The 15,823-nt window shown below is 38.7% G+C and carries 13 protein-coding genes; all 13 read left to right on the plus strand.

All coding sequences use genetic code 11. The annotated features are described in order from the left end of the window. Positions 1–334 precede the first annotated feature (334 nt). The 13 genes from P9L98_06295 (at position 335) to radA (ending at position 15,657) form a co-directional block, all read left to right on the plus strand. A complete protein-coding gene (locus P9L98_06295; protein ID MDP8216902.1) occupies positions 335–1,411 on the plus strand; it encodes a nitronate monooxygenase family protein in 1,077 nt (358 codons plus the stop codon). A gap of 589 nt (positions 1,412–2,000) precedes the next feature. Further along, complete coding sequence (lysS, locus tag P9L98_06300; protein ID MDP8216903.1) at positions 2,001–3,419, plus strand: lysine--tRNA ligase; 1,419 nt, start codon at positions 2,001–2,003, stop codon at positions 3,417–3,419. Continuing rightward, the gene (locus P9L98_06305) at positions 3,416–4,591 is read left to right on the plus strand and encodes an ABC transporter permease (GenBank protein MDP8216904.1); all 1,176 of its coding nucleotides are present in this window, start codon (positions 3,416–3,418) and stop codon (positions 4,589–4,591) included. Before lysS ends, P9L98_06305 begins: the two co-directional genes overlap by 4 nt. Further along, entirely contained in the window at positions 4,591–5,262 is a 672-nt protein-coding gene (locus P9L98_06310) for an ABC transporter ATP-binding protein (GenBank protein ID MDP8216905.1), read from the plus strand. Before P9L98_06305 ends, P9L98_06310 begins: the two co-directional genes overlap by 1 nt. Before the next feature lie 27 nt (positions 5,263–5,289). After that, complete coding sequence (gene ilvE / locus P9L98_06315; protein ID MDP8216906.1) at positions 5,290–6,159, plus strand: branched-chain-amino-acid transaminase; 870 nt, start codon at positions 5,290–5,292, stop codon at positions 6,157–6,159. A gap of 20 nt (positions 6,160–6,179) precedes the next feature. After that, on the plus strand, positions 6,180–6,686 hold the full coding sequence (locus P9L98_06320; GenBank protein MDP8216907.1) for a UvrB/UvrC motif-containing protein: 507 nt from the start codon (positions 6,180–6,182) through the stop codon (positions 6,684–6,686). Next, complete coding sequence (locus tag P9L98_06325; protein MDP8216908.1) at positions 6,676–7,728, plus strand: protein arginine kinase; 1,053 nt, start codon at positions 6,676–6,678, stop codon at positions 7,726–7,728. Before P9L98_06320 ends, P9L98_06325 begins: the two co-directional genes overlap by 11 nt. A 14-nt stretch (positions 7,729–7,742) precedes the next feature. Continuing rightward, entirely contained in the window at positions 7,743–10,193 is a 2,451-nt protein-coding gene (locus P9L98_06330) for an ATP-dependent Clp protease ATP-binding subunit (protein MDP8216909.1), read from the plus strand. Between the two features lie 166 nt (positions 10,194–10,359). Continuing rightward, positions 10,360–11,922, plus strand: coding sequence for a hypothetical protein (locus P9L98_06335; protein ID MDP8216910.1), 1,563 nt, complete (start codon positions 10,360–10,362; stop codon positions 11,920–11,922). Between the two features lie 5 nt (positions 11,923–11,927). Then, entirely contained in the window at positions 11,928–12,686 is a 759-nt protein-coding gene (locus P9L98_06340) for an ABC transporter permease (GenBank protein MDP8216911.1), read from the plus strand. Beyond that, positions 12,686–13,429 (plus strand): ABC transporter ATP-binding protein, encoded by a 744-nt coding sequence (locus P9L98_06345; GenBank protein ID MDP8216912.1) that lies wholly within the window; start codon positions 12,686–12,688, stop codon positions 13,427–13,429. Before P9L98_06340 ends, P9L98_06345 begins: the two co-directional genes overlap by 1 nt. Positions 13,430–13,525: 96 nt before the next feature. Continuing rightward, the gene (locus P9L98_06350; GenBank protein ID MDP8216913.1) at positions 13,526–14,299 is read left to right on the plus strand and encodes an MlaD family protein; all 774 of its coding nucleotides are present in this window, start codon (positions 13,526–13,528) and stop codon (positions 14,297–14,299) included. Positions 14,300–14,313: 14 nt separating this feature from the next. Beyond that, a complete protein-coding gene (gene radA, locus P9L98_06355) occupies positions 14,314–15,657 on the plus strand; it encodes a DNA repair protein RadA (GenBank protein MDP8216914.1) in 1,344 nt (447 codons plus the stop codon). Positions 15,658–15,823 lie beyond the last annotated feature (166 nt).

Below are 15,823 nucleotides of genomic sequence, written 5' to 3' on the forward strand. Positions count from 1 at the left end.
GCAAGCGCTGTTAATGTGAGTATTGCGAAGAAATAATAATAAAGATTTATTGGGCAATGGAACAATGTAAAGAAACTAATTCTTTATAGAGTTCTTCAGTCTTTTCTGTATACATCCAGTTGCATAATTCATCCAACAGGGGGAGACTCTTTCCTCAAGTTGTGCATACCTAAAAAATAATATCGTGTTATAATATATAAAAAAGGATAAGGAAGAAGTGGCGTATTTAAAAGTATGTGTGCTTAGGAGCAGTTCTAGTTGTAATTGCACTGACTTGCAAAAATGGGGTGGGTCTAATTCATGTGGGTAAAATTAAATTTTACGAGGAGTTAAATTGGAATTTAAGGGTTTGAATATAGGGGATCTAAAGATTGAAATACCGATAATTCAGGGTGGTATGGGCGTAAGGGTATCTAATTATTCGTTAGTATCCGCGGTATCAAATGAGGGTGCGTTGGGAGTGATCGCGGCGGTTGGGCTTGGTGAGACCGTTGACTGCTCGGAGAGTGACTACAAAAAGAGATCGAGTGAGGCATTGCGGGAAAGTATCAGGGAAACCAAGAAACGCACGGATAAGCCTTTTGGCGTGAATATTATGTGTGCTTTGTCCAATTATGACGAACTGGTGGCCGTGGCTGAGGAAGAAAAAGTAGACGTCATCATTACGGGCGCCGGTTTGTCGATGAAGCTGCCTTCGCTGGTTAAGAATCCCAGGACCAAATTGCTCCCGATCGTCTCTTCCGGTCGCGCAGCGCGGATTATCTGCGCCAACTGGAAGAGAAAATTCAACCGCCTGCCCGACGCGGTGGTGGTGGAAGGGCCGCTGGCGGGAGGCCATTTGGGTTTCAGCCGGGCGGAGCTGGACGATCCCCAACATTTCTATCTGGATAAGATACTGGTTGATGTCATTGAAGTGGTGAAGGGTTTCCAGGCCGATCAGCACAAGATTCCCGTAATAGCCGCCGGAGGTATTTTTGACGGCAAGGATATTGCCAGGGTGATGAAGCTGGGAGCCAGTGGAGTACAGATGGCCACAAGATTCGTTTGCACGCATGAGTGCGACGTGTCGCCAAAGTATAAAGAAATGTATATTAACGCGAAGGAAGAGGGTATAGTGATCATTCAGAGTCCGGTAGGCCTGCCGGGGCGGGTGATCCGTAATGATTTTGTCACGAGGATAATGCAGGGCGAACGTATTGATTTCGAATGCGCATATCAGTGCCTGTCTACGTGTAATCCGAAAAAAGTCAATTACTGTATCGGCAAAGCGCTCATCAATGCGTCCCGGGGCCGGATGGACAAAGGTTTCGCCATGTGCGGGTCCAACGCTTATCGTATTAATAAAATAATTTCGGTGAAGGAATTGATCAACGAGTTAGTGAAAGAAGCGAGGAAGAGCTATGTCCTATAATATGAAAGATATTATTGACCCTCATCTTATTTATTCCACTGACAAGAGCTCAATCTGTCCTGATTGTTCTAAGTCAACCAGTTCTTGGCATACTTTTTCCGCTTCCTCCGAATACAGCCAGTTGCGAAACTCGTCCAATACGGGGAGATGCGAGCCCGAGAAAATCTTAGTATGAAATTTATCTCTGATTTGGCTATTTATGCACTTTTTGCCGCTATAACGTCAATAATTTGATCCCGGTTATTCAGAGATATAATTACAACTAATATTTGCACGGGGAGAGCCATGTATTCATAAGTAATTGGTATATAAAGAGTTAGTAGAAATAGCCTCTTCATATAGGAGAGGCTATTTTATATATGCTTGGTGCTGAAAGAGTTATGAATGTAGCTATTTCTATAAGCCTTCCCGTTAATTATTTTTTAAATTCTTTCTTAATTAAATCAGGAAATAATTAGCCTTAAAGTATCTCTCTATCTCTGCGACATTAGAGATTTTGGGTCAAAATTATGTTATTTGGAGAGTTATATTATTTTTTAGGATAATCCAAGTTGACTTATTTTGTGTAAGAGTTTACAATTCAAAAGATATGAAAGATGAACTAAGAGAACATAAACTTGATAAACTAAAGAGATTAGAGGCCAAGGGCATAAATGCCTATCCTAACCGCTATCTGCCTTATGATTCCATAGTATCCTGCCTGGAAGATTGGGAGGATGATAAAGAAGTTAAAATTGCAGGGCGTATTATGGCTCTAAGAGGTCACGGCAAGAGCATATTTTTGGATCTTAAAGATGCAGCTTCTAGAATGCAGGTTTATATTAAAAACGATATTTTGGGCGAAGATAAGTTTGCTACTTTTAAAGAGTGTTTTGATATTGGAGATATTATTGGAGTAAATGGAGAGACTTTTAAAACACGGACTGGTGAAGGTACTCTTTTGGCAAAAAGCGTTACAATGCTGTCAAAATCACTCCTGCCTCTTCCTGAAAAGTGGCATGGATTAAAAGATGTAGAGATAAGACATAGAAAGCGTTACCTGGATTTGATTATGAACGATGAGTCCAAAGAGAGATTTTTGTTAAAAAGTAAGATAATAAATCTCCTGCGCAGCTTTCTTGATAAGAGAGGGTTTATTGAAGTTGAGACTCCCATGCTTCATGCTGTGGCAGGAGGAGCAGCCGGAGCACCTTTTAAAACTCATCTTGAAGTGTATGACTTAGACCTCAATCTTCGAATTGCACCGGAGCTTTACTTAAAGAGGTTGCTTGTTGGAGGATTTGAGAAAGTCTATGAGATAAATAGAAGCTTTAGAAATGAAGGTGTCTCTACCAAGCATAATCCTGAGTTTACCATGATGGAGCTATATTGGGCCTATGCAGATTATAACGATATAATGGCTCTGACTGAAGAACTTTTCTCTTTTCTTGCTCGTGAGATAAAAGGAAGTGAAGAGTTTGAGTATCAGGGCAAGAAGATTAGCTTTAAGGCCCCATTTAAGAGGTTAAGTTTTTCAGAGATACTGGGCGAAGAAGAGATTGATATGGATAGGCTTAAAGAGATAATGGAGAAGAAGCTCGATAAGAAATTAGAGAAACTCTCCAGGTCTCAGATTTTAAATTTATGTGAGGAGTATATAGAAGAACAACTTGATGATAACCCTATCTTTGTAGTCGATTATTTAAAAGAGATATCCCCTTTGGCTAAGAGAAAAGAGGGCAGCTCTAATCTTGCCGAGAGATTTGAACTTTTTATTGCTGGTATGGAGATTGCCAATGCATATAGCGAACTCAACAATCCGATTGAACAGAGAGAGAGATTTCAGGCCCAGAGCGGCGAAAGAAAAGAGCATGTAGATTATGATTTTGTTCAAGCTTTGGAATATGGAATGCCTCCTGCTGGAGGTTTGGGGATAGGCGTGGATAGGCTTATTATGGTACTTACTGACGCAGCTTCTATCAGAGAAGTCTTATTCTTCCCGCTGTTAAAACCAGAGAATACTTTATGAGGCTCGAATTCTGGCTGGCCAGGAAATATCTTCTGCGAAGAGAGACTAAATTCCTGAAACTTGTCTCTGTTATAACAGTCTTAGGTGTTGCTATTGGAGTAATGGCGCTGTTGGTTGTTATAGCTGTTATGAATGGTTTTGATCAGGAATTAGAAGATAAAATTTTAGGAATAAATTCTGACATCTTAATAAAGTCCCAGCCCCTAATCTCTAAACCGAATGAGATTATAGCCAGGATCCAAGACTTGGAAAGCGTAATAGCCAGTTCTTCTGTTATGGTAGGAAACGGAAGTCTTATCTATGAGGGTTATTTGGAGAATATATATATTAAAGGTGTAGATTTAAAAAGTGAAAAGAAGACTACCAGAATAGATAACTACCTCCTAAATAGGTTAGATAGCATACCGGGAGATGGTATCGTTGTAGGTAAAGTTATTGCCCAAAAGATGGGTCTGGGAATTGGTTCGTCCGTTAAGGTTCTTCTGCCTTTTAATCTTGATAGTTTTGATTTTAAAGTTGAAGGCATATTTGAATCAGGGATGTATGAGTATGATTCTTCTCTGGCCTATATAAATCTCCAAAAAGCAGAGAATATCTTCAATCTTCTAGGTGCAACTGCTATTGAGGTTAAGATAGAGGACTCTTATAAAGCTGATAAGATTAAAGCTGTAATTAAAGCTTGCTTAGGGTCTGATTTTGATGTTTTAAGCTGGATGGATATGAATAGAAATCTTTTTAATGCGCTTAGACTAGAAAAAACGGCAATGTTTATAATACTCTGCCTGATAATACTCGTAGCCTCTTTTAATATTGCCAGCATTCTTATTATGTCTGTATTGGAGAAAGTGAAAGATATTGGAGTTATGAAAGCAATAGGGATGAAGAATGCAACCATAAGAGGTGTCTTTATGATGCAGGGTATGCTAATAGGTCTCTCAGGTATCATTTTAGGGTCTGCCCTGGGGGGCGGGATAATATATCTTTTGGATAATTATCCTATAATAAAGCTGCCTTCGGATATCTATTATATCGACCGCTTGCCGGTCTCTACGTCTCTATTAGACTTTGCAATAATTATAGTTGCTGCTCTTGCTATAACATTTATATCTACATTATACCCTGCGATAAAGGCATCTAGGTTTGATCCTGTTGTTGCCTTGAGGTATGAATAATGATAACGCTTAGAAATATAAATAAATCTTTTAAGGTTGGAAATAAGAAGATAGATGTTTTAAGGGATCTCTCTTTTGAGGTGGCGGAGGGTGAGATTTTAGCTGTAAGAGGTCCCTCTGGTGCCGGTAAATCAACACTTCTTCATACTATAGGAGCTTTGGAGAGGCCGGATAAGGGGGAGGTCTATTTAGAGGGAGAGGATATTTATAGCTTTGATGAAAATAGAAAGGCTATATTCAGAAATAATAATATTGGTTTTGTATTTCAGTTCTATTATTTAATTCCGGAGTTAAGTATTCTTGAGAATGTTGCATTGCCTCTCTTTATAAAAAATATCAAAAGAGATAAGGTTTTAAATAAAGTCCGGGAGATTTTAAAGTTTTTGCAGATTGATAACAGAAAAGACCACTACCCTAATCAAGTTTCGGGGGGAGAGCAGCAGCGCGCTGCTATTGCCCGGGCTCTTATAGTAGAACCTAAGATTCTTCTCTGCGATGAGCCTACGGGAAATTTGGATTCTCAAATGGGTGGAGAAGTGTTAAAATTACTTGGATTAATAAGTAGAGATAGAGATACTACTATTGTAGTTGTAACCCATGATAGCGATGTAGCTTCCTGGGCAAAAAGAGAAATTTACATAAAAGACGGTTGTATAGAAAGAGATAATTAGCTTAAAGAGTAGAGTAAGGAGGATAAGATGAAAATTTATCTTAACGGTGATTTCGTTAAAAAAGAGGATGCAAAAGTCTCTGTTTTTGATCACGGCTATCTTTATGGCGATGGTGTATTTGAAGGAATAAGGGCATATAATGGTCTGGTCTTTAGATTGGATCAGCATTTAGATAGGCTCTATAGTTCTGCTCATACTATCATGCTTAAGATCTCTTTGACTAAAGAAGAGATGAAAGAGGCTCTTTTAGAAACATTGAGAGTCAACGATTTAAAAGATGCTTATATCAGGCTTATTATCTCTCGCGGCGAGGGGGACTTAGGTCTAGACCCGAGAAAATGCAAAAGTTCAACTATTGTTATGATTGCAGATAAGATTGCGCTCTATCCGCAGGAGTTCTATGAAAAAGGACTTGAGATTATCACAGTTCCTACAAGGAGGAACACCATTGAGACTGTCAATCCTCAGGTTAAATCTCTTAACTATCTTAACAATATCATGGCTAAGATAGAGGCTGTTCATTGCGGATATGAAGAGGCTATTATGTTAAATAACGAAGGCTATGTTGTAGAGTGCAGCGGAGACAATATCGTTATACTTTCTGAGTCTAAGCTCTATACCCCTTCTGACCATATCGGCGCTTTAAAAGGCATAACGCAGGCTGTAGTTGTAAAGTTAGCCGAAAAGATGGGTATCGGTATTGTGCGGGAAGTCTTCTCAAGGCACGATATCTATAATGCTCAGGAGTGTTTTTTAACAGGTACCGCTGCTGAGATTATCCCTGTAGTCAAGGTTGATGGCAGGGCTATCGGGTCTGGTAAGCCAGGAAAGGTCACGCTTCAGTTGATTCAAAGTTATAGAGATCTTACTAAGAGAGAAGGTATTTCAGCTTATTAATTGGAGGGTAAATTATCAATATGGTTTGTGATATTTGCGCTGAGAAAGAAGCCACGGTTCATTTAACCGAGATAATAAATGGCAAAGTTACAGAGCTGCACCTCTGTGAGGATTGTGCCAGGAAGAAAGGGACGCAGATGGAGCAGCATTTTGGGATCTCAGATCTCTTATCCGGACTTGCCGATTTAAGTTCCTCTTTAGAGGTAAAAGAGGACCCCGGTTTAAAGTGTGCTAATTGCGGGATGAGCTATAACGATTTTAAAAAATCAGGGCGTTTCGGCTGCAGTGAATGCTACGGGGCTTTTAAAAAATATATTCCCTCTCTACTTAAAAGAATACATGGTTCTACTAAATATGTTGGAGATATACCTAAGACTGGTGAATTTAAGGTTGTCAGAGACGAGCTGCAGCAGCTACGCAAAGAGCTGCAGTCGGCAATCGAAAAAGAAGAGTATGAGAGAGCGGCTGAAGTAAGGGATGAGATAAAAAAGTTAGAGAAGAAGAGAACAAAAAAAGATGAAAAATAGTAACGTCGATATTTTATTGAACCAGCCTAGTGCTTGGTTAAAAGGTACGGGTAAGGATTCTGATATTGTTATTTCAAGCAGAGTGAGGTTTGCTCGAAATTTAAAAAAGATTCCTTTTTATCACTGGGCAAACGATGAGCAGCGTCAGCAGAGTTATTCTAAAATCAAAAATGTTTTGGAAGATATTCCGGATCTTAAAAACGGAATCTGGCTGGACATAGATAGACTGAGTGAGCTGGATAGATATTTTCTTCTCGAAAGACATTTAATAAGCAGGGAACTGGCTGATAAAGGCACCTATAAGGCTGATCTTGTAGGCGATAGGGAGATAGTCTCTATTATGGTTAATGAAGAAGACCATATCCGCCTCCAAGTTTTAGAATCGGGATTCTCTCTACTTGAAGCTGTTGATATAGCCAGGAAGATAGATAGCGAGTTGGCTAAGAGGCTTGATTATGCTTTCAATTACGAACTTGGTTATCTTACAGCTTGTCCTACTAATACAGGGACCGGCCTTAGGGCCTCTGTAATGCTGCATCTGCCCCTGCTTGTTATGAGCAAGCAGATAGCAAATGTTATCAATACAATAGCAAAATTAAGTTTTACTACTCGCGGTTTTTACGGAGAGGGTACTGAAGCTAGCGGAAATTTCTTCCAGATCTCCAATCAGGTTACTTTAGGGAGAGCCGAAGAGGAGATTGTCGAGAATCTCCAAAAAGTTATAGTTCAGGTTATAAGTTATGTAAGAGCAGCCAGAGAGAAATTTTATAAAAAAGATAAGCTCTCTTTGGAAGATCAGGTATTCCGCTCTTACGGTATGCTGCAGAACTCACGTCTTATAAACAGTAAAGAGGCAATAGAGCTCCTTTCCAACTTGAGATTAGGAGCAGATTTAGGTGTCATAGATATAGATTTAAAGCAGATTAATGAGCTTCTGTTGTATATACAGCCTGCTCATCTGCAGAAGTCTGAAGGTAAGATTTTGGGTTCAAAAGAGAGAGATATAAAACGTGCAAAACTTATAAGAGAAAAGATAGCATAGGAGGTATTATGAAGATGTTCAATAGATTTACCGAACGTGCCAGGAAGGTGATAATAATTGCTAAAGAAGAGGCTAAAAGATTTAATCATGACTATATTGGTACAGAGCATATTCTTTTGGGTTTAGCAAGAGAAGGCGAAGGTGTTGCAGCTATTGTTTTAAAGAGTCTTAGTCTTGAGCTTGGTCAGATCAAGATAGAGGTTGAGAAATTTGTACAGCCTGGACCAAATGCTGTTATCTCAGGAGACGTACCTTTTACCCCTGCAGCTAAGAAGGCGATTGAGCTGGCTATGGATGAGGCGAACTCTCTTGGACACAATTATATTGGTACAGAACATCTTCTATTGGGTTTAGTGAGAGAAGGCGAAGGTGTGGCTTCACAAGTACTTTTAAATCTCGGCTTAAATGCTAATAAGATACGAGAGTCTGTAATGGACCTTTTAGGTACCCCGTCAGGTCAAAATTTGAGCGGTGATAGTGCAGGAAGTTCTGCAGCCAAGAGTAAGACCCCTGCTTTGGATACATTCGGAAGAGATTTAGCTTCTTTAGCCAGAGAGGACAAGCTTGATCCAGTCGTGGGCAGAGGAAATGAGATTGAAAGAGTGATGCAGATATTATGCAGGAGAACAAAGAATAGTCCGGTCTTACTTGGTGAAGCTGGGGTCGGCAAGACTGCTATTGTTGAGGGTTTGGCGCAGAAGATAGTGTCAGGTGATATTCCGGAGCTTCTTAGAAATAAAAGGATTGTTGCTCTAGACCTAGCTCTTATGGTTGCAGGAACTAAATATAGGGGGCAGTTTGAAGAGAGAATAAAGGCGGTGATGAATGAAATCAAGAAGACAGAGGATGTAATTCTTTTTATAGATGAGCTGCATACTCTCGTAGGTGCAGGCGGCGCAGAGGGTGCAATAGATGCATCTAATATACTTAAACCTGCCTTATCCAGAGGAGAGATTCAGTGTATCGGTGCAACTACTCTGGATGAGTATAGAAAACATATTGAAAAGGATGCTGCTTTAGAGAGGCGTTTTCAGATTATCATGGTTGATCCTCCTACGGTTGATGAGACGATAGAGATACTTAGAGGGTTGAGGGATAAGTACGAGGCGCATCATAAGGTTGAATTTGCAGATGAGACTATAGTTGCGGCAGCTAAGTTGTCTGATAGGTATATTACGGGTAGATTCTTGCCCGATAAGGCAATAGACTTAATTGACGAATCAGGATCTAAGGCCCGTCTCTCTGTTTTAACCATACCTCCTGAGCTTAAAGACCTTGAGGAGAAGACAGAGGATATTAAAAAAGAGAAAGAGGCTGCTATCAAAGGTCAGGACTTTGAACGTGCGGCAAAATTAAGAGACCAAGAGAGGGAGACCAAAAAAGATTTGGAATCAAAGAAGAAAGATTGGGAAAAGATAAAGAGTGAGAAACAACCTGTTGTTACTGCAGAAGATATTGCAGTAATTGTATCTAAATGGACAGGTGTGCCATTGATGAAATTAGAGGAGACCGAAAGCGATAAGCTCTTGAAAATAGAAGAGGAACTTAAAAAAGGTATTGTAGGCCAGGATGAAGCTATCTATGCAATAGCACGTGCTGTAAGGAGGTCGCGTGCAGGATTAAAAGATCCCAAGCGTCCGATAGGTACTTTTATATTTTTAGGTCCTACAGGTGTAGGTAAGACGCTTCTTGCGAGAGTGCTGGCAGAGTTTTTGTTCGGAGACGAGGATGCGTTAATACAGCTTGATATGTCAGAGTATATGGAGAAGTTCAATGTCTCTCGTCTTGTAGGTGCTCCTCCAGGTTATGTAGGCTATGAAGAAGGCGGACAGTTAACAGAGAAAGTTAGAAGGCGGCCTTATTCGGTCGTATTACTAGATGAGATAGAGAAGGCTCATCCGGATATATTCAATGTATTGCTCCAGGTCATGGAGGATGGCAGACTTACAGACAGCTTTGGGCGGCGTGTTGATTTCAGAAATGTTGTTTTGATAATGACTTCCAATGTTGGTGCATCGCTTTTGAGGGCTCAGGGGGCAATAGGTTTCAAAGCCGGAGCAGAATCCGGTGGAATTGACCATAACTCTATGAAAGATAAATTGATGGATGAAGTCAAGAAGACGTTTAAGCCCGAGTTTTTGAACCGGGTTGATGATACGATAGTCTTTCGCTCTTTGGATAAAGAGCATCTTGTTGAAGTAGTAGAGATCGAGCTAAAAGAGGTAAGAGGGAGAATACAGGAGCAGGGCCTTGATATAGAGCTGTCGAAAGATGCAAAAGATTTTTTGATAGACAAGGGGTTTGATCCTATTTTTGGTGCCCGGCCTCTGAAAAGGGCTATACAGAGATATATAGAGGATCTTCTTGCTGAGGATATTATTGCTGGTAAATTTAAATCTCCCGACGTTATCTATGTTAAAAAGGCACCGCATAAAGAAGAGCTGGAGTTTAAAAAGAAAGGTTAAGTCTGTTAATAATCTTCTCCAATTCAGCTGTTATATTTTAATTCAGCATTTATTTTAAATGTATTTATCGTACTTTAAAAAAAGGTATAGGGTATTTTTTCTTTTCTTGGCGGTTCTTTTAATATTATTTTCCTTGAGTTTCGTTCTATCTAATATGGTATTTAATATGGTTATAAAAGATCTATTGGCGGGTGCATCTATTCCACCGGATCTTAAGTCTTGTGTAAGACAGTCTATTTTTTCACTTAAGGATGGGGTTATATTAAAAGATATATCTATATCTAGAGGAGATAAGAATCTTATTATTCCTAGTTTTGCAATCAAGAAAGAGAACGATTTTATTTCGATTAAAATAAAAAAAGCGCTGTTAAATCTAGATTTGCTTAAAAGTTTAATAGCTATTTCTGCTAGTAGTAGTGCTTCTAATATTGCCTCTTTTAAAATCAGGTTAGATGATGTCGGTTTTTTATCTCAAGGTAAGGCTATGAATATAGATCATGGTTTCATATTATTTAATGAGAATGGGGTTCATTGGGATTTAAGATTTGATTATCAAGGGTTAAATTTTAATACCAGAGGTTATATCTCACTTGAAAAAGAACTCTGTTTTTTCAATTTTGATTCTGAATTTACAAAAACGGTTTTAGTAGGCGAGTACGATTTAAAAAGAAAAATGCTAAGAGGGGGATTCTTTTTTAAAGGAGAGTTCTACCGCTTAGGAGCTAAAATCCTAAGAGAGCACGAGGCACTCTCTCTAATAGATATCTCTTTAGGTCCTCTCTCTATTCCTGGGCCTGTAGAGTTAGAATTTAGCAAAGGCTTGAGTTTTAATTGGGCTATTGAAGGCAATTCTTTAGATATATCTGGTTTTTTTGATTTTAAGAGCGAAGAAGATAGACTCCGTTTCTATATCAAAATTCTGAAGGCCCAGATTGGAGAGTATGAGCTAATAACAAACTCCTACATAGACTATCTTGCAGACGAGAGGGTCCTGCTCTTTGACTCTGTAGGTACTGTTTTAAATAAGATGCCTTTTCCGGAGATATCTTTTAAAGCAGTATTAATGGATAAAAGGATAGTTCTTGAAAGGTTTGATTATAAAGGCGGGATAAGTCTTAATGGTTATTGTGATTATAATTTAAATCACAGCATTCAGGGGGAGTTTAATAATTTCGACTTACATGAGATAATGATTGTAGTTATGCCGCTCTATACTCGTTATCTAAGTGTTCCTATGATAGACGGGAGATTCAATTATTTTTTCTATGATGATACAAGATTTACAGATATTATATTAGAACTTGGAAAGGGCAGGATTATGGATGTTGCGTTTGAGAGCGGCAGGGTTCATCTAATAGGAAATTCGAATATACTAGAGTTTGTTAATTCAGAACTGGTCATTGACAATATGCCTCTATCTTTTGAAGGCAATATTGATATAGCTAAGTTTCCAACAACTGCTATGTGGGAAGATGTTTTTTTAGTTCCTATTTCAACCTCTTATCCTTTTGGGGATGTATTTTTTGAGGATAGGTTCGGAGATAGAAAAATGTCTTTAGGTGCAAAGTTAAAAGAGAATGTAAGATTGGATTATAATGTGGAATTTTCAGCAGATGAAAACTACAATAAGAATGAAGTTTCATTAGAGATTATAGGTAAGCCTAATTTAAAATTGCGCCTAAAGAATGACGAAGAGATAATGGGAGTAGAGAAAAACATTAAGTTCTAATAATTATGAAGGAGAGAATAAACAATTTCTTCTGTTATATCGGTAAATTGGCTATGCTCACAGGGCATATAATCAACCTTCTTTTTACCAGAACACCGCGTTTCGACCTTCTTTATAAGCAGATGATTAAAATAGGATTAGAGAGTTTTCCTATAGTCTCTTTGACGGCTATATTTATCGGTATAGTTATTGCACTGCAGAGTGCTTATCAGATGCAGAGGCTTTCAGCAGAGATATATATTGCCTCTCTGGTTGCGCTTTCAGTTGTACGAGAGCTGGGTCCTGTTATAACCGGTCTTGTTGTTGCCGGCCGTGTCGGGGCTTCTGTCTCTGCTGAACTGGGTACGATGAAGGTCACCGAGCAGGTAGATGCTATGGAATCAATGGCTACCGACTCTGTTCAGTATCTTGTGATTCCCAGGTTTTTAGCACTTCTTTTTATGCTTCCAATCTTGACTATATATGCGGACATAATAGGTATACTGGGAGGTTTCTTGATAGGAGTGACAAAGCTGGGCATCGGTGCAAATCAGTATTTAAAGTTAACTTTTGAAGCTTTAGCTATGAAGGATATCTATAGTGGTTTTGTAAAACCTGTAGTCTTTGCAATTATCATTGCTCTGATATCTGCGCAGGAAGGCTTTATGGCCAGAGGTGGCGCCGAAGGTGTTGGCAGGGCAACCACGCGTACGGTGGTCAATACTTTTATTTTAATCATTATAGCGGATTGCTTGATAACCGCATTCTTCTATTTTATTTTATAATGATAAAAGTAGTCAATCTTTGGAAAAAATTTGAGGATTTAGAGGTTCTAAAAGGTTTAGATATTACAATAAACAAGGAAGATGTTTTTGTAATAATTGGCCAGAGTGGATGCGGTAAGAGTGTATTTTTAAAACTTTTGATGAATCTTCTTGAACCTGATAAAGGGGATGTATTTATAGAGAATGAGAACGTGTTCAAATTAAATGAAAAAGAACTCAGAAAATTAAGGATGAAGTTTGGTTTTGTCTTCCAGAATTCGGCTCTCTTTGATTCTTTGAATGTGTATGATAATGTTAGTTTTGGATTAGTCCAGCATACTGATTTAGACCAAGATTTAATTTGTGAGAGAGTGGCCGATTGCCTTAAACTTGTAGGTTTACAGGGTATAGAAGATAAGATGCCGGCTGAGTTAAGCGGAGGGATGAAAAAGAGAGTTGCTATAGCCAGGGCGGTAGTCTTAAATCCCAAAATAATACTCTATGATGAGCCGACTACGGGATTGGACCCGGTTGTTGCCTCCTCGATAAATTATTTGATTAAGAAGTTAAAACGGGAAGTCAATGCGACCTCTATCGTGGTTACTCATGATATGAATAGTGCTTATTTTATAGCGGATAGGATTGGTATGCTTTATAAGGGAAAGATTATCGAGATAGGTAGTCCAGATGGAATAAGGGTCAGCTCTAATCCTATTGTCCAGCAGTTTATTAACGGTGATGCCCAAGGTCCTATAGAAGCATGATAGATAGTATCAGGGGCTATAAGTTTAAAATGGAGAATCGAAAAATAAATATTAAAGTGATTGAATTAAGTTTTATTTTGTTAGGAGGATAAAATTATGGAATATTGGAGAAAGAGTGAATGGAGATTAGGTCTCTTTATCGCCTGCGGCATTGTTCTGTTTGGTGCTCTTGTTTTTACTATAAGTAATCTTAACTTCTTTCAAAGAAGTTACGAGGTAAGAGCTCTCTTTAAGTTTGCAAATGGTATAGAGAGTGGAGCTCCAGTCAGACTTGCAGGTGTAAAAGTTGGCGAAGTTAAAAATGTTAAGATAATTTATAATCCAGATAATAAAGTTCCTCTTGTTGAGGTTTATCTGTTGATAGAGGAGGGTGTTCTAATTAGACAGAATGCCAGTATTTTGATATCTACCCTGGGGTTGTTGGGCGAAAAATACGTTGAGATATTGCCTGGGGATAAGAACCGAGCCTTAGTAAGGAAGGGTGATATTATAGTTGGCTACGATGCTGTTCCAATGGCAAAGCTTTCGGATTTGGCATATCAGATTGCTCAAAAATTAGACCAGACTATAGATTCTGTAAGAGATGTTTTTCTCAAAGAAGAGAATAAGCAGGATTTAGAAGATACAATTGTAAATATGAAGTCTTTAAGTGATAATTTGAACAAACTGGTAGTTGAGACCAATGAGGTTATAAGCAAGATAAATAATGGAGAGGGTACTTTCGGTAAGCTTCTTTCTGAGGATCTGCTTTATTATGAGATACTTGCGATTGTAGGAGATATCAAGAGAAATCCTTGGAAGCTATTGAGGAAGACAAAGAGTTCTGACGATATATCTTTAGACGAGGGCAACCAGGGTTATTTACGCTGAGAACAGTTTTTAATATGAAGAAGAGCACTATATTTGTCTGTCAAAATTGCGGCTATCAATCCAAGGGATTTTTAGGGCGTTGTCCGGAGTGTGAGAGCTGGGATTCCATGATTGAAGAGTTTAAAGAGCAGGAGAGCAGGGCTGTATCTAGCGGTAAGACTGCTCAAGTATTGTCCGAAATCGAATTTGAAAACCAAGGTAGAGTCTTAACAGGAGATAATGAATTTGACCTTGTCTTAGGCGGAGGAGTTGTCCCGGGTTCTGTTGTGCTTCTAGGCGGGAGACCTGGAATTGGCAAGTCTACCATTATGCTTCAGGTAGCTTTTAATATTGCAGGGTCTAAAAAAAGCGTTCTCTATGTTTCGGGTGAAGAGTCTTTAGCTCAGATCAAAATTAGAGCGAAGAGATTAAATGTTAAAGAGGAGCCCAGTCTGTTCTTTCTTTCTGAGACCAATCTAGAGGTTATAATATCTCAAATTGAGTTATTAAATCCAGATTTTCTGGTAATAGACTCAATACAGGTTATCTCTCATCCTGATCTCTCTTCTTCCGCTGGAACCATAAGCCAAGTCAAAGAGTCTGCTCAGAGATTAACGAGGATTGCAAAAGATAGAAGTATGTCTACTTTCCTTATAGGGCATGTCACGAAAGAGGGTTCCCTTGCCGGCCCTATGGTGTTAGAACATATCGTAGATACTGTTCTTTATTTTGAGGGAGATAGTTTCCTATCTCACAGAATATTGAGGGCTATAAAAAATCGATTTGGCTCTACCAATGAGATAGGTCTATTTGAAATGACAGAGGACGGATTAAAAGAAGTGGAGAATCCATCTTCAGTATTTCTGTTGGAGAAGGAGAGTCAGACACCCGGCAGCGTCATTGTCTCTACTCTTGAAGGAACACGCTCGCTTTTAGTGCAGATTCAGGCTCTTGTTGCTAAGTCTTACCAGGGTTTTCCGTTGAGACGTACTATAGGTTTGGATCACAACAGAATGACTCTACTCACAGCTGTTTTAGAGAGAAGAGCCGGCTTTGGTCTCTACAATCAAGATATCTTCATAAATGTTGTAGGGGGGCTGAAGATAGGAGAACCTGCTGTAGATTTAGGTGTGATATTAGCTCTGGCTTCGGCTTTCAAAAATAAGACTCTGGACAATGATTTAATTGTTTTTGGTGAGGTTGGTCTGGCCGGAGAGGTAAGAAAAGTTGGTTTTGCAGAGAAAAGAGTAAAAGAAGCAATAAAGTTAGGTTTTAAGAAATGTTTGATCCCCAAAAGAAACCTGTTGGAAAAAGATAAGTTTGATATTAAAATAATTGAAACCGTTAACATTAAAGAAGCATTAAAAATAATGGAGTAAAATATGAAATTAATGAGATTGATTTTTTTTATATTGATTGTAGTTTTAAGTTCCGTTCTTTTTTATTTTAAGAATGCCAGTTTGAATAGTATTCCGTTTTTTACTTTTATATCGTTAGGAGTAGCATTTATTTTAATAGAATATCTTAGCTCCAGAATCAATACGA

The organism is Candidatus Kaelpia imicola (assembly GCA_030765505.1).
Classification (GTDB): Bacteria; Omnitrophota; Gorgyraeia; order Kaelpiales; family Kaelpiaceae; genus Kaelpia; species Kaelpia imicola.